The 24,016-nt window shown below is 69.1% G+C and carries 24 protein-coding genes; 10 read left to right on the top strand and 14 right to left on the bottom strand.

All coding sequences use genetic code 11. The annotated features are described in order from the left end of the window. Nucleotides 1–56 precede the first annotated feature (56 nt). Nucleotides 57–683, top strand: a complete 627-nt coding sequence (locus ACFWCK_RS18045) for a DUF4166 domain-containing protein (RefSeq protein ID WP_378807178.1) — start codon at nt 57–59, stop codon at nt 681–683. After that, the gene (locus ACFWCK_RS18040) at nt 680–1,705 is read left to right on the top strand and encodes an epimerase (protein ID WP_378807177.1); all 1,026 of its coding nucleotides are present in this window, start codon (nt 680–682) and stop codon (nt 1,703–1,705) included. The genes ACFWCK_RS18045 and ACFWCK_RS18040 overlap by 4 nt, the downstream gene beginning before the upstream one ends. Before the next feature lie 102 nt (nt 1,706–1,807). Here ACFWCK_RS18040 and ACFWCK_RS18035 read toward each other — a convergent pair whose 3' ends face one another. The 4 genes from ACFWCK_RS18035 to ACFWCK_RS18020 are packed head-to-tail and all read right to left on the bottom strand — an operon-like array spanning nt 1,808 to nt 5,554. After that, nucleotides 1,808–2,800 carry an epimerase gene (locus ACFWCK_RS18035; protein WP_378807176.1) on the bottom strand — a complete coding sequence of 331 codons (993 nt, stop codon included), beginning with the start codon at nt 2,798–2,800 and terminating at the stop codon, nt 1,808–1,810. Beyond that, nucleotides 2,797–3,168, bottom strand: a complete 372-nt coding sequence (locus ACFWCK_RS18030) for a PLD nuclease N-terminal domain-containing protein (protein WP_233311369.1) — start codon at nt 3,166–3,168, stop codon at nt 2,797–2,799. Before ACFWCK_RS18030 ends, ACFWCK_RS18035 begins: the two co-directional genes overlap by 4 nt. Before the next feature lie 41 nt (nt 3,169–3,209). Then, the gene (locus ACFWCK_RS18025; protein ID WP_233311370.1) at nt 3,210–4,139 is read right to left on the bottom strand and encodes an aldo/keto reductase family oxidoreductase; all 930 of its coding nucleotides are present in this window, start codon (nt 4,137–4,139) and stop codon (nt 3,210–3,212) included. Beyond that, nucleotides 4,136–5,554 carry a DUF2252 domain-containing protein gene (locus ACFWCK_RS18020; RefSeq protein WP_378807175.1) on the bottom strand — a complete coding sequence of 473 codons (1,419 nt, stop codon included), beginning with the start codon at nt 5,552–5,554 and terminating at the stop codon, nt 4,136–4,138. The genes ACFWCK_RS18025 and ACFWCK_RS18020 overlap by 4 nt, the downstream gene beginning before the upstream one ends. A gap of 201 nt (nt 5,555–5,755) precedes the next feature. Here ACFWCK_RS18020 and ACFWCK_RS18015 point away from each other — a divergent pair, with 201 nt between their 5' ends. The 4 genes from ACFWCK_RS18015 to ACFWCK_RS18000 all read left to right on the top strand — a co-directional run bounded on the left by ACFWCK_RS18015 (nt 5,756) and on the right by ACFWCK_RS18000 (nt 9,818). Further along, nucleotides 5,756–7,243, top strand: a complete 1,488-nt coding sequence (locus ACFWCK_RS18015; protein WP_378807391.1) for an amino acid permease — start codon at nt 5,756–5,758, stop codon at nt 7,241–7,243. Nucleotides 7,244–7,357: 114 nt separating this feature from the next. Then, on the top strand, nt 7,358–7,738 hold the full coding sequence (locus tag ACFWCK_RS18010; protein ID WP_233311372.1) for a VOC family protein: 381 nt from the start codon (nt 7,358–7,360) through the stop codon (nt 7,736–7,738). Nucleotides 7,739–7,838: 100 nt separating this feature from the next. Further along, entirely contained in the window at nt 7,839–9,521 is a 1,683-nt protein-coding gene (pgi, locus tag ACFWCK_RS18005; protein WP_378807174.1) for a glucose-6-phosphate isomerase, read from the top strand. A 9-nt stretch (nt 9,522–9,530) separates the two neighbouring features. Next, nucleotides 9,531–9,818, top strand: coding sequence for a hypothetical protein (locus ACFWCK_RS18000; protein ID WP_378807173.1), 288 nt, complete (start codon nt 9,531–9,533; stop codon nt 9,816–9,818). 54 nt (nt 9,819–9,872) lie between these two features. Here the strand turns inward: ACFWCK_RS18000 and ACFWCK_RS17995 are convergent, their stop codons facing one another. Next, nucleotides 9,873–10,079 carry a DUF6458 family protein gene (locus ACFWCK_RS17995; RefSeq protein WP_374107826.1) on the bottom strand — a complete coding sequence of 69 codons (207 nt, stop codon included), beginning with the start codon at nt 10,077–10,079 and terminating at the stop codon, nt 9,873–9,875. A gap of 193 nt (nt 10,080–10,272) precedes the next feature. Between ACFWCK_RS17995 and ACFWCK_RS17990 the strand changes: the two genes are divergently transcribed. Then, nucleotides 10,273–11,376, top strand: coding sequence for a serine hydrolase domain-containing protein (locus ACFWCK_RS17990; protein ID WP_378807172.1), 1,104 nt, complete (start codon nt 10,273–10,275; stop codon nt 11,374–11,376). Between the two features lie 67 nt (nt 11,377–11,443). On the opposite strand, the gene ACFWCK_RS17985 is transcribed toward ACFWCK_RS17990, so the two are convergent. The 3 genes from ACFWCK_RS17985 to ACFWCK_RS17975 all read right to left on the bottom strand — a co-directional run bounded on the left by ACFWCK_RS17985 (nt 11,444) and on the right by ACFWCK_RS17975 (nt 14,631). Next, nucleotides 11,444–12,556, bottom strand: coding sequence for a fatty acid desaturase family protein (locus ACFWCK_RS17985; RefSeq protein WP_378807171.1), 1,113 nt, complete (start codon nt 12,554–12,556; stop codon nt 11,444–11,446). A gap of 260 nt (nt 12,557–12,816) precedes the next feature. Beyond that, complete coding sequence (locus tag ACFWCK_RS17980) at nt 12,817–13,575, bottom strand: patatin-like phospholipase family protein (RefSeq protein WP_378807169.1); 759 nt, start codon at nt 13,573–13,575, stop codon at nt 12,817–12,819. A 21-nt stretch (nt 13,576–13,596) separates the two neighbouring features. Then, nucleotides 13,597–14,631 carry a helix-turn-helix transcriptional regulator gene (locus tag ACFWCK_RS17975; protein WP_378807168.1) on the bottom strand — a complete coding sequence of 345 codons (1,035 nt, stop codon included), beginning with the start codon at nt 14,629–14,631 and terminating at the stop codon, nt 13,597–13,599. A 102-nt stretch (nt 14,632–14,733) separates the two neighbouring features. Between ACFWCK_RS17975 and ACFWCK_RS17970 the strand changes: the two genes are divergently transcribed. Further along, on the top strand, nt 14,734–15,198 hold the full coding sequence (locus ACFWCK_RS17970) for a VOC family protein (RefSeq protein ID WP_378807167.1): 465 nt from the start codon (nt 14,734–14,736) through the stop codon (nt 15,196–15,198). Nucleotides 15,199–15,267: 69 nt separating this feature from the next. Here ACFWCK_RS17970 and nrdF read toward each other — a convergent pair whose 3' ends face one another. From nrdF to nrdH, 4 genes are read right to left on the bottom strand one after another with little or no spacing between them, the layout of a single operon-like run. Then, a complete protein-coding gene (nrdF, locus tag ACFWCK_RS17965) occupies nt 15,268–16,245 on the bottom strand; it encodes a class 1b ribonucleoside-diphosphate reductase subunit beta (protein WP_375908371.1) in 978 nt (325 codons plus the stop codon). Between the two features lie 33 nt (nt 16,246–16,278). Beyond that, nucleotides 16,279–18,465, bottom strand: coding sequence for a class 1b ribonucleoside-diphosphate reductase subunit alpha (nrdE, locus tag ACFWCK_RS17960; protein ID WP_267920812.1), 2,187 nt, complete (start codon nt 18,463–18,465; stop codon nt 16,279–16,281). Further along, nucleotides 18,420–18,884: a class Ib ribonucleoside-diphosphate reductase assembly flavoprotein NrdI gene (gene nrdI / locus ACFWCK_RS17955; RefSeq protein ID WP_233311381.1), complete on the bottom strand. Its 465-nt coding sequence runs from the start codon at nt 18,882–18,884 to the stop codon at nt 18,420–18,422. Before nrdI ends, nrdE begins: the two co-directional genes overlap by 46 nt. Nucleotides 18,885–18,903: 19 nt before the next feature. Then, nucleotides 18,904–19,137, bottom strand: a complete 234-nt coding sequence (gene nrdH / locus ACFWCK_RS17950; protein WP_045273567.1) for a glutaredoxin-like protein NrdH — start codon at nt 19,135–19,137, stop codon at nt 18,904–18,906. A 457-nt stretch (nt 19,138–19,594) separates the two neighbouring features. On the opposite strand from nrdH, the gene ACFWCK_RS17945 reads away from it, so the two are divergent. Together ACFWCK_RS17945 and ACFWCK_RS17940 are read left to right on the top strand one after the other, a co-directional pair. Next, nucleotides 19,595–20,758, top strand: coding sequence for an MFS transporter (locus tag ACFWCK_RS17945; RefSeq protein ID WP_378807390.1), 1,164 nt, complete (start codon nt 19,595–19,597; stop codon nt 20,756–20,758). Nucleotides 20,759–20,866: 108 nt separating this feature from the next. Then, a complete protein-coding gene (locus ACFWCK_RS17940) occupies nt 20,867–22,234 on the top strand; it encodes an aspartate aminotransferase family protein (protein ID WP_378807166.1) in 1,368 nt (455 codons plus the stop codon). 154 nt (nt 22,235–22,388) lie between these two features. Here ACFWCK_RS17940 and ACFWCK_RS17935 read toward each other — a convergent pair whose 3' ends face one another. Both ACFWCK_RS17935 and ACFWCK_RS17930 read right to left on the bottom strand, forming a co-directional pair. Then, nucleotides 22,389–22,958 carry a dihydrofolate reductase family protein gene (locus tag ACFWCK_RS17935; RefSeq protein WP_378807165.1) on the bottom strand — a complete coding sequence of 190 codons (570 nt, stop codon included), beginning with the start codon at nt 22,956–22,958 and terminating at the stop codon, nt 22,389–22,391. 112 nt (nt 22,959–23,070) lie between these two features. Beyond that, the gene (locus ACFWCK_RS17930) at nt 23,071–24,003 is read right to left on the bottom strand and encodes an RNA polymerase subunit sigma-70 (protein ID WP_378807164.1); all 933 of its coding nucleotides are present in this window, start codon (nt 24,001–24,003) and stop codon (nt 23,071–23,073) included. Between the last annotated feature and the right edge of the window lie 13 nt (nt 24,004–24,016).

Genomic DNA, 24,016 nt, shown 5'->3' with positions numbered 1-24,016 from the left:
CGACGGCACGAAGCGGTGCGCTCGCGTTTTTTGAACGTGTTCGATATTGTGGGACCATGAGTATCGATCCGCTCTCCCCCTACGCCACCGCACTCGGTGACGGCCTCGGCGAGCTGCATCCGCACCTGCGGGCGTACCTCCAGCCGATCCCTCCGGGCAGGGTCGGCGTCGGACACGGCGTGTTCGAGCGGGTCGGCTGCCGGAGCGGCGCGGTCCGCGTGCTGCTCGGGCCGGTGCTGCGCGTGCTGCAGCGCCGCGGCGCGGTGTACGCCGGCTGGGCGGAGGACGTCCCGTTCACGATCCGCAACCGTGACGGCGAAGGCCGATCGGCCGAGAGGACGCTGCACCTCACCGGCGGGGACTGGACCATGCGCGACCGCGTGCGATCCCTGCCGCGCGGCCGGGTCGCGGATCGTCTGGGTCAGCGCGGGGTGCTCGCCGCGGTCTTCGACGTGACGGCATCCGGCGGCGCTCTCGAGCTGCGCAGCACTCGGGTGGGCGTGCGACTCGGGAGACGGGGGATCCGGTTCCCGCGGTGCCTCGCTCCCCGGATCCGACTGATCGAGAGCGCCGACACCGACCTCGGCGGGCAGCGGGTCGCCCTGACGGTGGACGTGCCGCTGCTCGGTCGCATCCATGAGTACGCCGGAACGTTCCGCTACGACATCGAGGAGGACGCATGAGCGCGCACGAGGACGGTCGCGGCAGGGTGGTGCTGGGCGGATCCACGGGGTTCATCGGCCAGGATCTCGCGCGGCGCTGGCGTGCCGCAGGGCGCGAGGTCGTCACGATCTCGCGCCACGACGCCGATCTGAGCTGGGACGACCAGTCCGGGATCGATGCCGCGGTCGACGGCGCGGGTCTCGTGGTCGGCCTCGCCGGCAGGAGCGTGAACTGCCGGTACACCCCGGCGAACCGGGCAGAGATCTTCCGCTCCCGCGAGCGGACGACCGCCGCCCTGCACACCGCGATCGGGCGCGCGGCGACGCCGCCCCCGCTCTGGGCGAACTCCTCGACCGCGACGATCTACCGCCATGCGGAGGACCGGGCGCAGACGGAGGCCAGCGGCGAGCCGGGCACCGGCTTCTCCGTCGAGGTGGCGAAGGCGTGGGAGCGGGCCCTGTTCGCGGGCGATCTGCCGGGAACGCGCCGCGTGGCGCTGCGCACCGCGATCGTGCTCGGCGACGGCGGCGTGCTGGGCACGCTGCGGACGCTCGCGCGGTTCGGGCTGGGCGGCACCCAGTACGACGGGCACTGGCTCGTGGGCCGTGCGCGGCGCGAAGCGGGGACGGCGCACGACTTCCGCGTCCGCGGCGGGCGGCAGCGGTTCAGCTGGGTGCACCTCGACGATCTGGCGGGGATCATCGCGTTCCTCGAGGATCACCCCGCGCTGGAGGGACCCGTGAACGTGGTAGCCCCCGGGGCGAGCGACAACCGCACGCTCATGGCGACGATCCGCCGCGCCCTGGACGTGCCGTTCGGATTGCCGCAGCCCCGCTGGATGCTCGAGCTCGGCGCGATCGGGATCCGCACCGAGACCGAGCTGATCCTAAAGAGCCGCTGGGTCGCGCCGGAGAAGCTGCTCGCCGCGGGCTACGCGTTCGCGCACCCCGACCTCGATGAGGCCGTCCGCGCGTCCTTCGGTCTCGGAGCTGCCCCGTCACGAGACCCTGATCCGTTGCCGTCGCGGAGAGAGTCGCTCTGACCACCGGTCTGCGGCGTCCTCTGCGCCTGGAGCGATCAGCAGCGGTGGCTTTCGCGACGGGAACACCGGACTCCCCGGGGAGGTGCGGTCCCCGCGCGCGCCTCAGCGCCCCACGATCGCCCGCACGGCTCCGCCCAGCTCCGGGAACCGGAACACGTATCCGGCGTCCTCGAGCACCTGCGGCAGCACCCACCGGCTCTTCAGGATGAGCTCGGACTCGGTGCGCAGCACGGCCATCCCCGGCTCGAGCACGAAGCGCGGTGCGGGCAGCCCGAACGGCGCGCGCACAGCCTGGCGCAGCGCGCGCATGAGCGCGATGTTGGTCACCGCGTTCGGTGACGCCATGTTCACGGGGCCGGCGATCTCGTCGTGGTCTCGGAGGAACCGCACCGCCTGCACGAAGTCCTGCTCGTGCATCCAGCTCAGCCGCTGCCGCCCCCGCGAGCGCTCATAGTCGGGCCCAACCGGCTCCGTCGGATGCGAGCCGATCCCCCGGTAGCGCCGGTGCGGGAACCACCAGCCGTCGTACTGCGGCCCGCCGAGCCCCAGCCGGGCCAGGCGCAGCAGCATGGTCATGACCGGCGCACCCCGGCCCAGGACGAGCGACGTGCGCAAGGCGATCCGGCGGGTGTCCGGCAGCTCGCCGGCGAACAGCGCCGCCTCCCACTCCCGGGTGACGTCGCAGGAGAAGCCGCGCTCGTCGAGCGGGTCCGCCTCCGTGCGCGGCGTGTCGAGCGAGTAGCGGTAGGCGGTCGCGGAGCTGCCGTTCATCCAGACGGCGGGAGGATGCGCCGCGGTGGAGATCGCGCGGTGCAATGCCGCCGTGGTGCGCACGCGTGAGCGCAGGATCTCGTCGCGGTTGCGATCGGTGTAGCGGCAGTCGATGCGCCGCCCGGCCAGGCCGATCACGAGCGCGGCGCCGTCGATCAGACGCCGGATCCCGTCCTCGTCACCCCAGCGCGCATCCGCATCGCCCCCGCGCCCGATCGTGCGCACGTCGTAGCCGTCGACGCGCAGCGCGTCGCGCAGGGCGGATCCGAGGTAGCCGCTTCCGCCGCCGATCACCGCGCGGGGCAGGCCCGCAGCGTTGCTCATCCCTGTTCCGCCTCGCCCTGCTGCTTCTTGCGCTTCTCGATCTCGGCGCGCAGCCGCCACTCCTCGATCTCGCGGTCCAGATCGGCGATCTGCTGTTCCGTGCTGCGCGTGTCGGCGGGCTGCGACGGCGCTGTGGGCGCCGGCGGACCGGAGCGGCGCTCCCGCGGCCGCGGCAGGCGGATCCCCTCCCCGTCGTACTCGCGCCCGACCAGGAACCAGATCAGGGATCCGGCCAGCGGGACGATGATCACGAGGATGATCCAGAACGCCTTGGGCAGGTGCTTCACCTGGTCGTCGCGACGCGTGATGATGTCGATGAGCGCGCCGATCATCAGCACCAGCATGAGGATCGTGAACACCAGGCCCATGCCGACAGCCTAGGAGATCCCGGGTGCGCTCCGGCCGCGCCCTAGGGCAGAGTGTGGCCGGCCGCGCGGAACAGCTCGTACCACTCAGCGCGGCTGAGCTCGACGTCGGCGCCCTCCGCCGCCTCCTGGACGCGCGACGGCGTGGTCGTGCCGAGCACCACCTGCATTCCGGCGGGGTGCCGGGTGATCCATGCGGTGGCGATGCCGATCGGGGTGACGCCGTGCGCGGCCGCGATCCGGTCGATCGCCGCGTTGAGCTCCGGGTAGGCCGGGTTGTCCAGGAACACGCCGGTGAAGAAGCCCGCCTGATACGGCGACCACGCCTGGATCGTGATGCCCTCGATGCGGCAGTACTCCACGATCCCGCCGCCGTCGCGGACGATGCTCTGGTCGAGTCCGGCCATGTTCGCCGCGAGCGGCTGCGCGATGATCGGCGCATGCGTGACCGACAGCTGCAGCTGGTTCGCGATGAGCGGCTGGGTCACCGCGGTCTTCAGCAGGTCGATCTGGCGCGGCGTGTGGTTGGAGACGCCGAAGGAGCGCACCTTGCCCGCGGCGTGCAGCTCGTCGAAGGCGCGCGCCACCTCCTCGGGCTCCACGAGGGCGTCCGGGCGATGCAGCAGCAGAACGTCGATGCGGTCGGTGCGCAGGGCCTTCAGGGAACCCTCGACCTGGCCGATGATGTGCTCGTACGAGAAGTCGAACATCCCCTCCGACGGCACGATGCCGCACTTGGTCTGCAGGGTGATCTCGTCCCGCTCCGACGCGGACAGCCCGAGCGCGGCGCCGAACCGGTCTTCGCAGACGTGCATCGCTCCGCCGTAGATGTCGGCGTGGTCGAAGAAGTCGATCCCGTTCGCTCGGGCGGTGTCGTACAGCTCGCGGACCTGCGCGTCCGTGCGGCCGTCGATGCGCATCATGCCCGCGACGACCGCCGGGGCGGATCCGGATCCGAATCGGATCTGCTTCATGCGGTGCTCTCCTCCTGCGCAGTCTGCTGCGCTGCGTGTGGAGCGGCGCTCGCCGCCCCCTGCTCGTCCGACCGCGCCGTGAACGACCGGTAGTCCTGCTCGGCCAGATCGGCGTAGGCGTTGGCCCAGCTCACCAGGATATCCGCGAGCTGCGCGCCCTTTCCTGCGTATCCGGCGATCTCCGCGGCCGCAGGCGCCTGCGCATGGGCGCGGGCGAGCGTGATCGCACAGGCCACCGCGTACTCGCGGTACCCCTCGTCCTCGATCTCGTCGGTGTCGATCGAGCCCTTCATGTCGTGGAACTGGCGCACGTAGTAGTCGTCGCGTGAACCCTTGATGTGCCCGAGGAACGGATCCGAGAACGCCTGCAGCACCCGCTGCACCCCGACGACCCTCGCGCCCTCCCCGCCGTCGCGGATCCGCCCCCGGAGGTCGGCCGGCTGCTCGATCCCGCCGTACTCGGCGAGGACGCTGCGTCCCGCCTGTTTGACCTGCAGCAGCAGCGGCTCGGCATCGGGGGTGCCGAGCACCGCGAGGAAGCACCGCGTGCCGACGCTGCCCACACCGACGACGCGGCGTGCCACGTCGCGCACCCGGTACTGGCGCAGGAGCAGCTGGATGTCGATGTTGGCGGAAGCCGCGTACTGCGCGAAGGCGGTGTCGCTGACCTCGCGGATCTCGGGATCGGCGTGCGTCATGACCGGAGGCTGCTCGACGAAGCGCAGATGCCCGTCGTCGCCGCGCACCGTGAGCTTGCGCGCCGCGCGCGCCCCGGTGCGCTTCTCGGCCGCGGCGATCGCCTTCTGCAGGGTGCGCTGCGAATCGACGTCGAGCCCGTCCCGCGCGGCAGCCGCGTCGAAGTGGGCGAAGTACCGCTGCAGCGGATCCGCAGAGGCGGCGGAGCGCAGCGCCCTCGCGTAGGCGACCACGCACTGCCGAGCCGCGTCATCCGCCAGCGCCTGCCCGCGGCTTCCCCGCGCGCCGATCACGACGCTCGCGACGAGCCGCTTGAGATCCCACTCCCAGGGCGCCCAGGCGGCCTCGTCGAAGTCGTTCAGGTCGAACATCAGCGTGCGCTGGGGCGACGCGAAGAAGCCGAAGTTGCCGATGTGGGCATCGCCGCAGGACGGCACCAGGATCCCCGTGTGCGGCTCCCGCGCGAAGTCCGCGGCCATGATCGCGGCCGTACCCCGGTAGAACGCGAACGGGCTGGCGGCCATGCGCTCCGTGCGCAGCGGGATGAGGTCCCGCAGCCGCGTGCTGTTCTGCCGATCCAGAATCCCGAGCGGGTCGCGGCCGGTCCTGGTGATCGTCGCCAAGGCGGTGCGGGGCACGCGGTCGCGGGCGGCTCGGCCGGCGGCGAGCCCCTCCGCCCGGGAGAGCATCGTGTCGCCGACGAGGCTGGTTTCGGTCATGGCTCATTGTCCCCCGACGCCGGTTCGTTCGTTGCCCTGCACCCTCGATCCGCGGCAGGATCTTCGATGCACCGATGATCGGCTGTCGTCCCGGGGCGGCCCAGAGGAAAGGCAGCGCAGATGAGCGATCAGCACCCCGGCCGGGCCGTCGACCCCGAGGACGCCCTGGAGAACGAACGCGAACTCACCGGCGATCGCCTCATGGCGGTCGAGGACTTCTCCAGCGAGGACGCCGGCTATCACAAGGCGCTGAAGCCCCGGCAGATCCAGATGATCGCCATCGGCGGCGCGATCGGCACCGGTCTGTTCATGGGCGCAGGCGGCCGCCTCGCCTCGAGCGGGCCGGCCCTGATCATCGTCTACGCGGTGTGCGGCTTCTTCGCATTCCTGATCCTGCGCGCGCTCGGCGAGCTCGTGCTGCACCGCCCGTCCTCCGGCTCCTTCGTCTCGTACGCCCGAGAGTTCTACGGCGAGAAGGTCGCCTTCGTGAGCGGCTGGCTGTACTTCCTGAACTGGGCGATGACCTCGATCGTGGACGTGACCGCGGCGGCGCTGTACGTGAAGTTCTGGGCGCAGTACTGGCCGCCGCTGCAGGCCGTACCGCAGTGGCTGATCGCGCTCGTGGCGCTGGTGGTGGTGCTGTCGCTGAACCTCGTCAGCGTGAAGCTCTTCGGCGAGATGGAGTTCTGGTTCGCGATGATCAAGGTCATCGCCCTCGTGGCGTTCCTCATCATCGGAACGGTCATCCTCATCATCCAGGCCCCGACCGACGTCGGGCCCACCGGTTTCTCGATCATCGCGGAGCACGGCGGAATCCTGCCCATGGGCCTGTTCGCGCCGCTCATCGCGATCTCGGGCGTGGTGTTCGCCTACGCCTCGATCGAGCTCGTCGGTACGGCGGCGGGTGAGACGGCGGAGCCCGCGAAGATCATGCCCCGTGCGATCAACACCGTCGTGATCCGGATCGCGATCTTCTACGTCGGCTCGATCCTGCTGCTCTCGCTCCTGCTGCCGTTCAACACGTACAAGGCCGGCGAATCGCCGTTCGTGACCTTCTTCACGCACCTCGGCGGCGCGGAGACCGGCGCCGTGGCCGGGTCCGTGATGAACTTCGTCGTGCTCACGGCCGCGCTGTCCAGCCTGAACGCCGGCCTCTACTCGACCGGTCGCATCCTGCGATCGATGTCGGTGAACGGGTCGGCACCGCGCTTCACCGCCCGGATGAGCCGGAACGGCGTGCCGTACGGCGGAATCCTGCTCACCTCGGTCATCACCCTCGCGGGCGTGGTCCTGAACGCGATCGTGCCGTCGCAGGCGTTCGAGATCGTGCTCGAGGTCTCCGCGCTCGGCATCATCGGCGGGTGGGCCACGATCGTCCTGTGCCAGCTGCGCCTGCATGCGCTCACGAAGAAGGGGCTGCTGGAGCGATCCTCGTTCCGCATGTTCGGCGCGCCGTACACGGGGTATCTCACGCTCGCGTTCCTCGTGTTCGTGCTCGTCACCATGGGGTTCACCGAGACCGGCCGGTGGGTGCTGCTCTCCCTCATCGTGATCATCCCGGCGCTCATCGTCGGATGGTTCGCCGCCCGACGCCGGATCCTCGCGGCGGCCCGGGAACGCGAGGGCTTCACCGGCAAGCACTCGGTGCTCCCGCACCGTCAGGCGACCGAGGCTCTGCGCGACGACTGAGTGCGACCCGCCGGGGCCGCCTCCACGACCGAGTCGAATGTCCGACGCCCGGCGTAGCGTCGGATCGACGGCGGATCCTCCGCCACGGAATTCCCACTCAGAGGAGCGTGCAGCATGGACTGGAAGATCGAGCTCATCTTCGTGCCGGTCACGGACGTCGATCGTTCGAAGGAGTTCTACGAGCGGATCGGCTTCAACCCCGACCACGACCAGACGCCGTTCGACGGGCTGCGCTTCGTGCAGATGACGCCCCCCGGATCCGCGTGCTCGATCGCGTTCGGAACCAACCTCGGGATCGACCTCGAACCGGGCAGGCAGAACACGATCCAGGTCGTCGTGCCGAACGCCGACGAGGCTCTGGCGCACCTGCGCAGCGTGGGTGCGGAGGCGACCGATGTCGACGAGCAGGCCTGGGGCCGCTTCGTCACGTTCGCCGATCCCGATGGCAACCGCTGGACGCTGCAGGAGCTTCCGGACCGCAGCGCGCAGGCCTGACCCTGAGCGGGCGGGGTGTCAGGTGCGCCCCGCCCCCTCTCGTCTGCGGCCGGCGTGACATCGTCCGCACAGGTGCCGTCGCGCGCGCTAGCGTGGCACCATGAGCTCCCCGATCGACGCCACCGCAACACCCGCCTGGACCGCGCTCACCGCGCTGCGCGAGTCGTTCTCGCCCGATCTGCGCGGGTGGTTCGCGGCCGATGCGGAGCGCGTGCAGAGCCTGACCTTCGATCTGGCCGACCTCCGGGTCGACCTGTCGAAGAACCTCATCACGCCCGGGATCCGAGCGGCCCTGGTTCAGCTCGCCGAGCAGACCGGCGTCGCCGAGCGCTTCGCCGCGATGCTGGCGGGCGAGCACATCAACACGACCGAGGATCGTGCCGTGCTGCACACCGCCCTCCGTCGGCCTGCGGGAGCGACCCCGGAGCTGGTCGTCGACGGCCAGGACGTGGATCACGACGTGCACGCCGTGCTCGACGCGCTGAGCGCGTTCGCCGATCGCGTGCGCTCCGGCGCATGGCGCGGCGTCACGGGCAAGAAGGTCACCCACGTGGTCAACATCGGCATCGGCGGATCCGACCTCGGCCCGGTCATGGTCTACGAGGCGCTCAAGCCTTACGCCGACGCGGGCATCCAGGCCCGCTTCGTCTCCAACATCGATCCGACCGACATCGCCCAGAAGACGGCGGATCTGGATCCTGAGACGACGCTGTTCATCGTCGCCTCGAAGACGTTCACGACCCTGGAGACGCTCACCAACGCGCGCCTCGCCCGTGACTGGCTCTGGGCGCGTCTCGCCGAGGCCGGGGTCGACGTCGCCACCGATGAGGTGCGCAGCGACGCGGTCGCCCACCACTTCGTCGCCGTCTCCACGGCGCTGGACAAGGTCGCCGCGTTCGGCATCGACCCGACCAACGCGTTCGGCTTCTGGGACTGGGTCGGTGGACGGTACTCGGTCGACAGCGCGATCGGCCTGTCGCTCGCGATCGTGTTCGGCCCCGCCGCGTTCGGCGAGCTGCTCGCCGGCTTCCACGCCGTCGATGAGCACGTGCGCGCCACGCCGCTGGAGCGCAACGTTCCGGTTCTGATGGGCCTGCTCAACGTCTGGTACACGAACTTCCTCGGCGCGCAGTCGCACGCGGTGCTCCCCTATGCGCAGCAGCTGAGCCGCTTCCCCGCCTACCTGCAGCAGCTCACGATGGAGTCGAACGGCAAGTCCGTGCGGTGGGACGGGTCGCCGGTGACGACCGACACCGGCGAGGTGTTCTGGGGCGAACCCGGCACGAACGGCCAGCACGCGTTCTATCAGCTGATCCACCAGGGCACGCGACTGATCCCCGCCGACTTCATCGCCGTCGCGAATCCCGCCTACCCTCTCGCCGACGACGGCCGCGACGTGCACGGCCTCTTCCTGGCGAACTTCCTCGCCCAGACGAAGGCGCTCGCGTTCGGAAAGACCGCCGAGGAGGTCGAGGCAGAGGGCACGACCGGCGCGCTCGTGGCGGCGAGGACCTTCGCCGGCAATCGTCCGACGACGTCGATCTTCGCCCCCGCGCTGACGCCGGCCGTGCTCGGTCAGCTGATCGCCCTGTACGAGCACATCACCTTCACGCAGGGCGTGATCTGGGGGATCAACTCCTTCGACCAGTGGGGCGTCGAGCTCGGCAAGCAGCTGGCCCTGCAGATCGCGCCTGCGATCGAGGGCGATCAGGACGCGATCGACGCCCAGGATCCCTCCACCCGGGCGCTGCTCGCGTACTACCGCGAGCAGCGGAAGGCCTGAGGCGCCGACGTGGGCGACGACCAGATCGAGATCGGCGCGCTCGCGCTGAACGTCACCATCCCGCCGGAGTTGCGGTGGGAGGACGAGCGCCGCGGCGAACGGTTCGAACTGCAGTCCCTCACCGTGAGGCTCCTGCCCGACGGGGCACTCGCGGCGAAGGCGTACGGGCGTCCCGTCGCCGGTGGGCGGGGCGCCTACGTGTCGTTCCCGGTGCGGCACTCCCCCGCGATCGATGCGCTCATCACGGGCGCGGCGACCGAGGCGGCCCGACGATGGGCCGCGCACCGCGGTCTCTGACGCGCCGACGCTTCGCCGACCCTCGCGACGCCTCTCCGCCCGGCCGATTCTCGGTCAGAGCAGATCCTCGTCGTCGACCGGCCCGGTGCGGCGCCCGCGCCGCGTGAGCATCAGGATCAGGCTCAGCAGGAACACGACCGCACCGGCGATCATCAGGATGTAGCCAACGAGGTGCAGATCGATCCAGGTGACCTGGATGTTGAGCGCGAATTCGAGGATCGCGCCGATGACGAAGAGGACGATGCCGGTTCCGATGCCCATGAGAAGGGCCTCCGTTCGGTGACTGGGTGGTCGAACGGTCCGACACTAGGCCGGACCCCGCGCCGTGGCACGGGGGTTGACAACCGGCGGCGGAGGCCTTCGGCGCGGACGAGGGCGCCCACTCCCGCTCTCCGCCTAGAGTGGGCCGGGACCACCCCTACGATGACGCCTGCGCACGTGAAGGAGCCGGACGATGACGACCACGGAGTTGCAGGAGATCCTCGACAGGCATGTCGCGGGCGGCACCGCGCCCGGCATCGTGGTCGCGGATGGAGCCGACGACGGACGGCTGGACATCGTCTCCTCCGGCGATCTCCCCGTCGACGCCATCGTGCGCATCCAGTCGATGACGAAACCCGTCCTGGCCGTCGCGACGCTCCGGCTGGTGCAGGAGGGACGGCTCGAGCTGGACGCTCCCGTGCAGCGGTGGCTTCCGGAGCTTGCCGACCGCCGCGTGCTGCGTGCTCCGGGTGCGGCGCTCGACGACGTCGTACCCGCCCGATCGCCCATCACCGTCAGGCATCTGCTCACGAACACGTCCGGCTACGGCATGACGACCGCTCCCGGACCGCTGCAGGATGCGATGGCGCGGGGTCGCACCCAGGCGAGTCAGGATCCCGTCGCGCTCGGCGCCCAGGACTGGCTCGACGCCCTCGCTGAGCTCCCGTTGATGTTCCAGCCCGGTGCGGGATGGCGCTACCACCACTCGTTCGGGATCCTCGGGATCCTGCTCAGCCGCGTCGCGGACCGCCCCCTGCAGGATCACCTCTCGGACGAGATCTTCGATCCGCTCGGCATGACCGACACGGGATACTCGGTTCCGCAGCCGCAGGCACATCGTCTCCCCGCGGCGCACCGCCACGACGGGCCGGGCGCGCTCATCGAGATCGAACCCGCCGCATCGGGCTTCTACGTGGCCCCGGCGCCGTTCGACCTGAGTCATGCCGAGCTGGTCTCGACGGCGTCGGATTATGCGGCCTTCGCCCGGATGCTGGCTTCCGGCGGCCGCGCCGGCGATCGCATCATGGTGCAGCCCGCACTGCTCGAGCAGATGCGGACCGACCGCGTTCCCGCGCGCCTCAAGACGCCGGACAGCTTCTTCCCCGGCTTCTGGGACGGGATGGGCTGGGGCTACGGCGTCGCCGTGCAGACCGAAGGGCCGCATCGGGGTCGCTACGGCTGGTCCGGAGGGCTGGGCACCGACGTGTACGTCGCCCCCGACGGTTCGTTCCGGGTGATCCTGACCCAGGTCGAGATGGGTCCCGAGACGATGGCGCTCTTCGCCGACCTCGCCTGAGCGGTCTTCCGCCAGGGCTGCCCCGAGGCGTCTTCTGAGGCCGCGGCGAGGAGCCGGGCGCCCCCGATCAGGCGCGCCGGTACTGCCCGACCATGGGGCAGTCGAACGGATCCCGCGCAGCGAGGCCCACGCGGTTGAGGTAGTCGATGACGATCGCGTAGGACCGCCAGAGCGAGGTCTCGGTGTAGGGGACGCCGTGCGTGGCGCAGAACTCGCGGACGATCTCGCTCGCCTGTGCGAGGTGCATCCGGGACATGCTCGGGAAGAGGTGGTGCTCGACCTGGTAGTTCAGGCCGCCCATGAGCCAGGTGGCCCACCAGCCGCCGCGGATGTTGCGCGAGGTGTGCACCTGCTTCGAGAAGAAGTCGAGTCGGGCCTCCGGGGCGATCACGGCCATGCCCTTGTGGTTCGGTGCGAACGAGGCCCCCATGTACACGCCGAACACGGCGAGCATGACGCCGACGAACGCGAAGGCCTTGCCGAGCGGGAGCAGCAGGAAGACGGGCGTCAGCACCAGGGCGAACCGGGCGCCGATCATGCCGATCTCCGTCCAGCGGCCCTTGACCGGTTCCCGGCCGGCGAGATGCTTGATGCCGAGGTAGTGCAGGTTCAGGCCCTCGAGGGTGAGGAGGGGGAAGAACAGCCAGCCCTGCTTGCGGGTGATCATCCGGCGCAGACCCCGCGCCTGGACCGCGTCCTCCTCGAGGAAGGAGATGGTGTCGACCTCGATGTCCGGGTCCTTGCCCACGCGGTTCGGGTTCGCGTGGTGACGGCTGTGCTTGGAGTCCCACCACGAGTAACTGATCCCTACGACCGCCGCCGCGAGGAATCTGGCGAGCCGGTCGTTCGCCGGGCCGGAGGCGAGGATCTGCCGGTGCGCGGCCTCGTGCGCGAGGAACGCGACCTGGGTGAAGATGATCCCCAGCGCGGCGGCGATGAGCAGCTGGTACCAGCTGTCTCCGAACAGGATGAATCCGGTGATCGCACCGCCGAATGCGATCGCGATCCCGATCGCCACGAAGATGTAGAACCGCGGCGTGCGCTGCATCAGTCCGGTCTCCCGCACCACCCGGGACACTTCGACGAACGCCCGCGCGACGTGCGGGAAGTCCTCCTGGCGGGCGTAGGTCTGTCGGACGGGTCCGAGCCTGGACGGAGTCTCGGCGTAGGTGGATGACATCGCGAGCGCCTTCCCTGTGTCCGGACGAGCCGGAGCTGGAGCCAAGGGCAGGTGCCGATCGCTGTTCTCACCGTACGCGCATCCATATGCATCGACGGGCATGCGACGCCTGCACATCCGGCACGAAAGCACCCTGCGGGGCCTCTGAACGCTGGTGCCACGGCGGCGCCCTGGATCAGGACCGGGGAACCCTGGTGCGAAGGCCCGGGGAACCCCGGCGCGAAGACGGGTGGCGCCAGGGCGTGCGGGCAGGCGGCGGCCTAGGCAGCGGCCATCAGGCGGCCGTCACGATGCGCGGCATCCAGGGCCTCGTCCGCGGCGCGACGCCCTTCCGCGATGAGCCGGGGCACATCTTTCATCACCCATTGCGCCATGCGCTCCATCTGCGGCTGGATGAGGATCACGGTCGGATCGGCGACGAGGTCGGCCGTCGCGGTGACGGTGCGCATCATGCGCACGTTCTCCCACTTCGCGTGCAGGCGGACGACGATCGTCCGCTCTGCGCCGAGCGCGCGGGTCACGGAGTCGGGGACGTTGTCGACCATCCCGCCGTCGGCGAGGAGCGCGCCATCGCGGCGGATCGGCGGCAGCACCCCGGGGACGGCGACCGTGGCGCGCAGGGCGGTGCTGAGCGGACCGCGGTCGAGGATCACGCCGCTGCGCGTGCGCAGATCCGTCGCGTAGGCGCCGAAGCGGCGGGGCAGGTCTTCGATCAGTGGGTCGCGCCCGAGGATTCGGTGGATCGCGTCCGTCACGGCATGAGTGTCGAGCAGGCCCCAGCGCGGGCGCAGTGACCATCGCGCGATCGCGCCCCAGCGGAAGCCGCGGACCGCGCGTTCGATCGCATCGGCATCGAATCCGGCCGCATATGCGGCCCCGAGGAGGGCGCCGGCACTGGTCCCCGCGACGATCCCGGGGCGGATGCCGCGCTCCGCGAGCACCTGCAGCACTCCGGCCTGGGCCGCGCCGTAGGCGCCGCCGCCGCTCAGCGTCAGTCCGAGGGTCGGGTCGTCGGCCACCGTGTCTCCCCTCGTCCGCCGTCAGGAGACGGTATCAGCGGCCGCCTTCGCAACTGCTGAACCGGGCGTACCTTTCCCCCGGGCGGTCGCCGCGTTCCGTTCAGCCAGCACGGCGAACGCGTGCGCGAGTGCCGGAGGGCGGACGACCTCGATGTCGGTGTCGAACCGATTGAGGTCCGCCGCGAGGGCGATCCAGGACCACGAGCCGATCTCGAGCGAGCACCGGTCGGGGCCGAGGTCCTCGACGACTCCGCCACCCGCGAACGGCAGCACGTCACGAGCGGGCAGAGAGAGGACGACCTTGCCTTGGCACGGCCAGCGGTCCCCCTCGGCAGAGCCCTTGAACCGCGCCGAGACGTATTCGGCGACGTCGCCGCCCGGGATCTCCCGGCGCGCGAATCGCGGGCCCGCAGGTGTGCGCGGCGCGATGCGATCGGCGCGGAAGAGCCGCCATTCATCCCTGTCGAGATCCCAGGCGACCAGATACCAGCGACCCCGGGCGGTCACGAGGTGATGCGGCTCCACCCGCCGCGGAGGCCGATGGTCGTCGTTCGCACGAGGAGCGCCGCTCGTGTAGTCGAAGCGCAGCACCTCGTCGGCCCGCACCGCAGCCGAGATCGCGATCAGCACGCCGGTCGAGACCGCATCCCGCAGGTCGTCGTCGGGGCGCGACGGGAGCGTGGTGAAGCGGAGCGCATCGAGGCGGTGCCGAAGGTGAGACGGCATCACCTGACGGATCGTGGTCAGCGCGCGCAGGGAGGCCTCCTCGATGCCGGCTCCGGAAGCCGTCGCGGCCTGGAGCGCGACGGCGAGCGCCACGACCTGCTCGTCGTCGAAGAGCAGGGGCGGGAGCTCGCTGCCCGCACCCAGGCGGTATCCGCCGTCCGGCCCCATGGTCGCCTGGATGCGGTACCCCATCTCCCTGAGTCGATCGATGTCGCGGCGGACCGTGCGCTGGCTGACCTCCAACCGCTCGGCCAGGGTCGATCCCGGCCAGTCGCGTCTGGTCTGCAGGAGCGACAGCAGGGTGAGCAGGCGTGACGTGGGAGCGGCCATGTATGAACAGTACTTCCGGTGTAGGACATGATCTGACCTATATGGATGCGAGGCTGAGCGAGTCCGGGGGAAGCCGGGACAACACCTGATCAAGGAGCGCTCATGAGCATCACGACGACCACCCACCTCAACTTCCGCGGCGACGCGCGCCAGGCGCTGGAGTTCTATCAGGCCGTGTTCGGCGGTCGGCTCGGCATCGCGACCTACGGTGACTTCGGAATGCCGAAGGACGCCCCCGGTGCCGACGACGTCGTCTTCGGGCAGCTCGAGTCCGAGGGCGGCTTCCGGGTCATGGCCTACGACATTCCCGGCGCGCCCGCCGACCTCGCGACCGGCGGTCCGACGCGCCGCGAGAACGGCGTCACGCTCACCGAGCAGCCCTTCTTCGTCTCCGTGCGCGGCACCGCCCTGGACGAGGTGAAGGAGCACTGGGACGCGCTGTCCGCGGGCGCATCGATCATCGAGCCGCTCGCCGCATCGGCCTGGAGCCGGGGATTCGGCATGCTGACCGACCGCTTCGGCGTGACCTGGATCCTCGACGTCGCCGCCGAGCACCAGGCGGGTTGATCCCTTTCGGCACAGGAAGAGGCCCGGACCCGCGATGATCGCGGATCCGGGCCTCTCGTATGCTGCGACTCAGAAGTCCCAGTCCTCGTCTTCCGTGGCCTCGGCCTTGCCGATGACGTAGGAGGATCCGGAACCGCTGAAGAAGTCGTGGTTCTCGTCCGCGTTGGGCGAGAGCGCCGACAGGATCGCCGGGTTCACGTTCGTCACGGTCGCCGGGAACATCGCCTCGTAGCCGAGGTTCATCAGCGCCTTGTTCGCGTTGTAGTGCAGGAAGCGCTTGACGTCCTCGGTGAGGCCGACGCCGTCGTACAGGTCCTGGGTGTACTGCACCTCGTTGTCGTAGAGCTCGTAGAGCAGCGAGAAGGTGTAGTCCTTCAGCTCGTCCTTCTTGGCCTGGTCGAGCGTCTCGAGGCCGCGCTGGAACTTGTAGCCGATGTAGTACCCGTGCACGGCCTCGTCACGGATGATGAGGCGGATGAGGTCAGCCGTGTTGGTGAGCTTCGCCCGCGACGACCAGTGCATCGGCAGGTAGAAGCCCGAGTAGAACAGGAAGCTCTCCAGCAGGGTCGAGGCGACCTTGCGCTTGAGCGGCTCGTCGCCCCGGTAGTAGTCCATGACGATCTGAGCCTTCTTCTGAAGGTTCGGATTCTCCACGGACCAGCGGAACGCCTCGTCGATCTCCTTCGTCGAGCACAGCGTCGAGAAGATCGAGGAATAGCTCTTCGCGTGCACCGACTCCATGAACGCGATGTTCGTGTAGACGGCCTCCTCGTGCGGGGTGATCGCATCGGGGATGAGCGACACGGCGCCGACGGTGCCCTGGATCGTGTCCAGCAGCGTCAGGCCGGTGAACACCCGCATGGTGAGCGTCTGCTCCTCCGGGGTGAGCGTGTTCCACGACTGGATGTCGTTGGACAGCGGCACCTTCTCGGGCAGCCAGAAGTTGTTCACCAGACGGTTCCAGACCTCGAGGTCCTTGTCGTCCTGGATGCGGTTCCAGTTGATCGCCTGGACGCGATCGACGAGCTTGAGCGGTTCGGGAGTCATATCAATCCTTCAGAAGAATGCCTGATCGGAGGTTCACAGCATGCAGCTGACGCACTCGGCCATGTCCGTGCCCTCGAGCGCCATCTGACGCAGGCGGATGTAGTAGATCGTCTTGATGCCCTTGCGCCAGGCGTAGATCTGCGCCTTGTTGATGTCGCGCGTGGTCGCCGTGTCCTTGAAGAACAGCGTGAGCGACAGGCCCTGGTCGACGTGCTGCGTGGCCGCGGCGTACGTGTCGATGACCTTCTCGTAGCCGATCTCGTACGCGTCCTCGTAGTACTCCAGGTTGTCGTTCGTCATGAACGCCGCCGGGTAGTAGACGCGACCGAGCTTGCCTTCCTTGCGGATCTCGATCTTCGACGCGATCGGGTGGATCGAACTCGTCGAGTTGTTGATGTACGAGATGGATCCGGTCGGCGGCACGGCCTGCAGGTTCTGGTTGTAGATGCCGTGCTTCTGGATGGACTCCTTCAGCTCCACCCAATCGGCCTGCGTCGGGATGTGGTGACCGGCGAACAGCTCGACGACCTTCTCGGTCGCGGGCGCCCACTCCTGATCGATGTACTTGTCGAAGAACGCACCGGACGCGTAGGTCGAGTCATCGAAGCCGTCGAACGCCGTCCCGCGCTCGATCGCGAGCTTGTTCGAGGCGCGCAGCGCGTGGAACAGCACCGTGTAGAAGTAGATGTTCGTGAAGTCGACGCCCTCTTCGGATCCGTAGAAGACGTGCTCGCGCGCCAGGTAGCCGTGCAGGTTCATCTGGCCCAGGCCGATCGCGTGCGAGCGGTCGTTGCCGTCCTCGATCGAGCGCACCGAGGCGATGTGGCTCTGGTTGCTCACCGCGGTGAGGCCGCGGATCGCGGTCTCGACGGTCGCGCCGAGGTCGCCCCCGTCCATCGCGAGGGCGATGTTCATCGAGCCGAGGTTGCAGGAGATGTCCTTGCCGATCTGCGCGTACGAGAGGTCCTCGTTGTACGTCGTCGGGGTGTTGACCTGCAGGATCTCGCTGCACAGGTTGGACATGTTGATCCGGCCCTTGACCGGGTTGGCCTTGTTCACCGTGTCCTCGAACATGATGTACGGGTAGCCCGACTCGAACTGGATCTCGGCGATCGTCTGGAAGAACTCGCGCGCGTTGATCTTCGTCTTCTTGATGCGCGGGTCGTCGACCATCTCGCGGTACTTCTCGGTCACCGAGATGTCGCCGAACGGCACGCCGTAGACGCGCTCCACGTCGTACGGCGAGAAGAGGTACATGTCCTCGCCGTTCTTGGCGAGCTCGAACGTGATGTCCGGCACGACGACGCCGAGCGACAGCGTCTTGATGCGGATCTTCTCGTCGGCGTTCTCGCGCTTGGTGTCGAGGAACCGCATGATGTCGGGGTGGTGCGCGTTGAGGTACACCGCGCCGGCGCCCTGACGAGCACCGAGCTGGTTGGCGTAGGAGAAGCTGTCTTCGAGCAGCTTCATGACGGGGATGATGCCCGAGGACTGGTTCTCGATCTGCTTGATCGGGGCGCCCGACTCGCGGATGTTGCTCAGCAGCAGCGCCACGCCGCCGCCGCGCTTGGACAGCTGCAGGGCGGAGTTGATGCCGCGGGCGATCGACTCCATGTTGTCCTCGATGCGCAGCAGGAAGCAACTGACGAGCTCGCCGCGCTGCGCCTTGCCGGCGTTCAGGAACGTCGGGGTGGCCGGCTGGAAGCGGCCGGAGATGATCTCCTCGACGAGGTTCTTCGCCACGTCCTCGTCGCCGTCGGCGAGCGCGAGGGCGGTCATCACGACGCGGTCCTCGAAGCGCTCCAGGTAGCGCTTGCCGTCGAACGTCTTGAGCGTGTAGCTCGTGTAGTACTTGAACGCACCGAGGAAGGTCTCGAAGCGGAACTTCTTCGAGTAGGCGAACTCGTTGAGCTCCTTGATGAAGTCGAACGAGTACTTGTCCAGGACGGCGCCCTCGTAGTACTCCTTCTCGACGAGGTAGTCCAGGCGCTCCTTGAGCGAGTGGAAGAACACCGTGTTCTGGTTGACGTGCTGCAGGAAGTACTCCCGTGCCGCGCGCTTGTCGGCGCCGAACTGGATCTGCCCGTTCGCGTCGTACAGGTTCAGCATCGCGTTCAGGGCGTGGTAATCGAGCCCCTCGTACGCCTGGTTCGCCTTGTAGTCGGCCTCGGCCTTCACTGCGTCACGCTCTGCGTGCTCTTCGACTGCAATACCCACCATCGTTCCAATCCGTCGCTCACGCGATCGACGTCGTCCTGTGTGCCGTAGATCTCGAGCCGGTACAAGTGGGGCACGTGGCACTTGCGGCTGATGATGTCACCGGCGGCGCAGAACGCGTCGCCGAAGTTGGTGTTGCCTGCGGAGATCACTCCGCGGATGTGTCGCCGATTGCGCTCGTCGTTGAGGAACCGGATGACCTGCTTCGGCACGGCGCCCTTCTCGACGCCGCGCCCCTGCCCGCCGCCGTAGGTCGGCGTGACCAGCACGAAGGGCTCATCGATGACGAGCGGCTCCTCGGTGCTGTGCAGCGGGATCCGCCGCGCCTCCAGGCCCAACTTCTCGATGAACCGGGCGGTGTTGCCCGAAATGCTCGAGAAGTAGACCAGAAGCGGCGCGGCGGTCGCGGTGGCGGCGTTCATGAGATCGCCTCCTCCGCGATTACGCCAGGCGAGCGGCGAGCTCGTCGATCTTGTCGGGACGGAAGCCCGACCAGTGGTCCTCGTCGGTGACGACGACGGGCGCCTGCAGGTAGCCGAGCGACTTCACGTGCTCGAGCGCCGCGGCGTCCTCGGAGACGTCGTGGATCTCGTACTCGATGCCCTTGGCGTCGAGCGCGCGGTAGGTCGCGTTGCACTGGACGCAGGAGGGCTTGGTGTAGACCGTGATGGACATGTATTGCGCCTCTTCTTCCCCTCAGAACCCGGCTTTCGGACAGGTGGCCCTGCCGGGAGTTCAATACTACATATAGGTGCGGACATTCGGATCGACCACAAGGGCTAGTAGTTACAACTGTGTAGTTTTCCACCGTATTCCACCGCTACAACACAGGTTCTCCACGCTTCTGTCCACAGCCCGGGGCGGCCGCGGAGCCCTCCCGAACCGCGGTTTCCCGCGGCTCGCGGACGCCCCCGTCGGATCCCTCCACAGATCCGACGCTAGAAGGGGCCGCGGACATTCCTCAGCCTGTGGAAATCGTCCTCCGGCGTGTCGTCGGCGTGTCGCATCGGCTCCTCGCGCAGGACGGTCCGGGCGGACGCGGGACCTGCTCTCCGCGCCCCGCGACCTGTAGCGTTGATCCGTGGCCGGATCGGGATACAAGGAGCTTCTGCGCGTACCGGGAGTCGGGCGCATCATCGCCGCGCAGTTGACGGCGCGGTTCCCGAACGGCATGGCGAGCCTCGCGATCCTGCTGCACGTGCAGCACGCGACCGGATCCTATGGGGCGGCCGGACTCGTGCTGGCGGCGTCGTCGATCGGACAGGCCGTGTCCGGCCCCGTCACCAGCCGTTGGATGGGCCGCTGGGGCATGCGCCCCGTGCTCACGCTGACCCTGTCGATCTGCGTGCTCGCATTCCTCGGACTGGCGTTCTTCTCGTTCCTGCCGCTCGCCGGCTTCGTGGTGCTCGGCCTGATCGCCGGGCTCTCCACCCCGCCGATCCAGTCCGCCGCGCGCACCATCTACCCGAAGCTCGTGAACTCCTCGCAGCTCACGCCGCTGTTCTCGCTGGACGCATCGCTGCAGGAGATCATCTGGATCGTGGCGCCCGTCGTCATCACGATCGTGTCCACGCAGGTCGGCACCGTGCAGGGCCTGCTGCTCGTCGCCGCGGTGCTCGTGGGCGGCGGAGCCTGGTTCATCCTCTCCCCCGAGGTCGGGCGCGTGCGCATCCCGCGCAGCCGCCGCGGCTTCGGCGCCGTCGTGCTGAAGCCGCCGGTGCTGCTGGCCACGGTCATCGGCTTCCTCCTCATCGGCGCCTGCTCCGCGGTGGAGGCCGGCGTGGTGAAGACCTTCGACCACGGCGGCCTGGAGGCGGGGCTCGTGCTCGCCGTCTTCTCCGTGGGAAGCCTCGTCGGCGGTCTCGCCTCGGGCCGGGTGCCCATGGGGCCGTGGGCGATGGCACGGCGGCTGACCATCGTGACCGTCGGTCTCGCGCTGACCATGGTCTCCCTCAACGTGTTCTGGCTCGGCGGCACCCTGCTCGCGGCAGGCATCGGCATCGCCCCCGCCCTCGCGGTGCTGTTCGCGATCACCTCCGCGAGCGTGAAGTTCTCCGAGACCGCGGAGGCGTTCGGCTGGGCCGGCACCGGGCAGCTGATCGGCGCGGCCGCCGGATCCGCCATCGCCGGATTCCTCATCGACAGCCTGCACAGCCCGACGGGCGCCTACCTCGCCGCCACGTGCTTCGCGGCGGCGGCGCTCGTCGTCTCGGCGGTGTTCGTGCGGTTCTTCCCGGATCTGCGCGACCGCGACGCCGCGCCCATGCCGGACACCGAGGTCGTCCAGCTGCCGTGACGGCGTGATTCCGCCGCCGGAACCCGTGACCTCGGAATCCGCAGGATCCGGGGACTTCAACCTTCGATTTCTGTTGTCAATTCCGATTTCGAGTGACAAGATCGGAACATGAGCGCCGATCTGCAACAGAAAGCACACGATCACCTCTGGATGCACTTCACCCGGCAGTCCACGATGGACCGCACCGGTGTGCCGATCATCGTCCGGGGCGAGGGACACCACATCTGGGACGACACCGGCAAGCAGTACATCGACGGGCTGGCCGGCCTCTTCGTCGTCAACGCCGGTCATGGCCGCAAGCGGCTGGCCGAGGCCGCCGCGAAGCAGGCGGAGCAGCTGGCGTTCTTCCCGCTGTGGTCGTACGCGCACCCGGCCGCGATCGAGCTCGCCGACCGGCTCGCCGGCTACGCCCCGGGCGATCTGAACCGGGTCTTCTTCACGTCGGGCGGCGGCGAGGCCGTCGAGACCGCCTTCAAGCTCGCCAAGCACTACTGGAAGCTGCAGGGCAAGCCCACCAAGCACAAGGTCATCTCACGCTCGATCGCCTATCACGGCACGACGCAGGGTGCGCTCGCGATCACCGGCATCCCCGCGATGAAGGCGATGTTCGAGCCGGTCACCCCGGGCGGCTTCCGCGTTCCGAACACGAACATCTACCGCGCCGCCGAGATGGGCGCGCCGACGGATCCCGCCTCGTTCGGTGTCTGGGCGGCCGACCGGATCGAGGAGATGATCCAGTTCGAGGGTCCCGACACGGTCGCCGCGGTCTTCCTCGAGCCGGTGCAGAACTCGGGCGGGTGCTTCCCGCCTCCTCCCGGCTATTTCCAGCGCGTGCGCGAGATCTGCGACCGCTACGACGTGCTGCTCGTCTCCGACGAGGTGATCTGCGCGTTCGGCCGGATCGGGCACATGTTCGCGTGCGACGCCTACGGTTACGTGCCCGACATCATCACCTGCGCCAAGGGCATCACGAGCGGCTACTCCCCGCTGGGCGCCGCGATCGTGAGCGACCGGATCTACGAGCCCTTCGCGCACGGCGACCTGTCGTTCCCGCACGGCTACACGTTCGGCGGGCACCCGGTCTCGGCTGCGGTCGCGCTGGAGAACCTGAACATCTTCGAGGAGGAGAAGCTCAACGAGCGGGTGCGGGAGAACTCACCGCTGTTCCGCGCCGAGCTGGAGACCCTGCTCGACCTGCCGCTCGTGGGCGACGTGCGCGGCGACGGCTACTTCTTCGGGATCGAGCTGGTCAAGGACAAGACCACGCGTGAGACGTTCGACGACGACGAGTCGGAACGGCTGCTGCGCGGGTTCCTCTCCGGCGCGCTCTACGAGGCCGGACTGTACTGCCGCGCCGATGACCGCGGCGACCCCGTGATCCAGCTCGCACCGCCGCTGACGATCGGTCCGGCGGAGTTCCGCGAGATCGCCGGGATCCTGCGCGGCGTGCTGAAGGAGGCCGAGTCGGTTCTGTAGTCGCTGGGGACGCGACACGGGGAGGGCGGATGGGGATCCGCCCTCCCCTTTCCTCTGCATCCGCTTCCTCTGAACCCGTGCGGCGTTTCGTCTCGATCTGCGTTTCGTCTCGGTCGCTGCGCGTCCTCGCTCAACGACCGTGCGGCGTCCTCGCTCAACGACCCCGAGCGGACGGTGTCGCGATCACGAGGCTCGTCGGCCCCATCTGCTCGACGCTCACGAGGTCGAGCGCCGCGCCGTCGGGGAACAGCCGGCGGCCGGCACCGGTCGCCGTCGGGAAGACGCGCAGACGGTACTCGTCGACGGCACTGGCCGCGACGAAGCCGTCGACGAGCGAGCCGCTGCCGATCACGATGACGTCGCGCTCCGCCGCGATCTCCCGCGCCCAGCCCACCGGATCCGACTCGACCCGCCGCGAGTGCTGCCAGCGATCGAGGTCGACGTCACCGCCCGTGACGACCGCCTTGTCCGCGGCGTTCAACGCGCGGGCGAACGGATCCGTCGCGTCGCGCGGCGGCCACAGAGCCGAGAACGACTCCCAGGTGCGGCGTCCGAACAGGAAGACGCCGGTCTGCAGGATCGTCCCGTAGCCGAACTTGTCTCCCGCGATCGCCTCCCGGCCATGGCGGAACGCCCACCCTCCGAAGGGCGTGCCGTCCGATCCGTCCGGGTCCTCCACGACCCCGTCGAGGGTGATGAACTGCGCCACGATGATGCGTGCCATGTCGTGCTCCTTGCGTCGTGCCCCGATGCGGATCCTCCGCGGAGGGCTTCACAAGGGTGTACGGACGAGGGCCGTCGAACTCATCGGTGCGGGCGGGATCCGTTCGGGTCCCTCATACGGCGACGACGCCGTCGCGCTCGAACAGGGCGAACAGCGCCGCGTCGCGATACACCAGCACGTGGCCGATCCTGGTTCCCGTCGCATCGGCTTCGAACAGCTGCACGGTGTGCGGCTGAGGGCCGTCCTCATCGACGCGCAGGAGCAGGAAGCCGTGCTGCCCGTTGGCCGAGATCGGGCGGGTCTGCCAGCGCGTGCCCTGCCCGTCGAACAGGTGCGCCATGAACGCGGCGTAGGTCTCCCGACCGATCGACCAGTACGGCACGGGCGGCATCTCGAACAGCACGTCATCGGCGACGAGCTCTGCGAGAGCCGCGACGTCGGCCTGCTCGATGGCGCGCGCATACCGCTCGACCGTCTCGCGCCGCAGCGGCGCGGCGCGAGAGGACCGCTCTGCCACTGCCGCCTTCGCGCGCTGCAGCGCCGAGTTCACCGACGGCACGCTCGTCTCGAGGATCAGGGCCGTCTCCGCCGCGGAATGCCCGAGCACTTCGCGCAGGATGAACACCCCGCGCTGCTTCGGGGGCAGCGCCTGCAGCACGAGAGTCACCGCGAGCCGCACCCCGGAGGCCTCGGCGACCGCCCGCTCCGGCTCGGAGTCGGCCCACCAGCGGGTCGGCGCCGGCACCAGCCACGGCACGTCCATGGCCGGGACCAGAGGGGCGCCGACGTCGATGCCCGGATCCGTGAGGTCGCGCGGGAGCGGGCGGCGCGGCATCTCGCGAAGCCTGTCCACGCAGACGTTGCGCGCGATGCGGTACACCCAGGTCGACAGGGCGGCCCTGGCCGGATCGTAGGACGCGCGGCCGCGCCAGGCCCGTTCGAGCGCATCCTGCACCGCGTCCTCCGCGTCGAACGGGGAGCCCAGCATCTGATAGCAGAAGGCGAGCAGTCCGCCGCGGAGGGCGGCGAGGTCGGAGGCGTCCACGCAGCCGAGGCTA

The organism is Microbacterium sp. NPDC060117, from assembly GCF_042729315.1.
In the GTDB taxonomy this organism is placed as follows: domain Bacteria; phylum Actinomycetota; class Actinomycetes; order Actinomycetales; family Microbacteriaceae; genus Microbacterium.
Note: the sequence above shows the minus strand (reverse complement) of the source record. Positions and strands in the feature narration are given on the sequence as shown.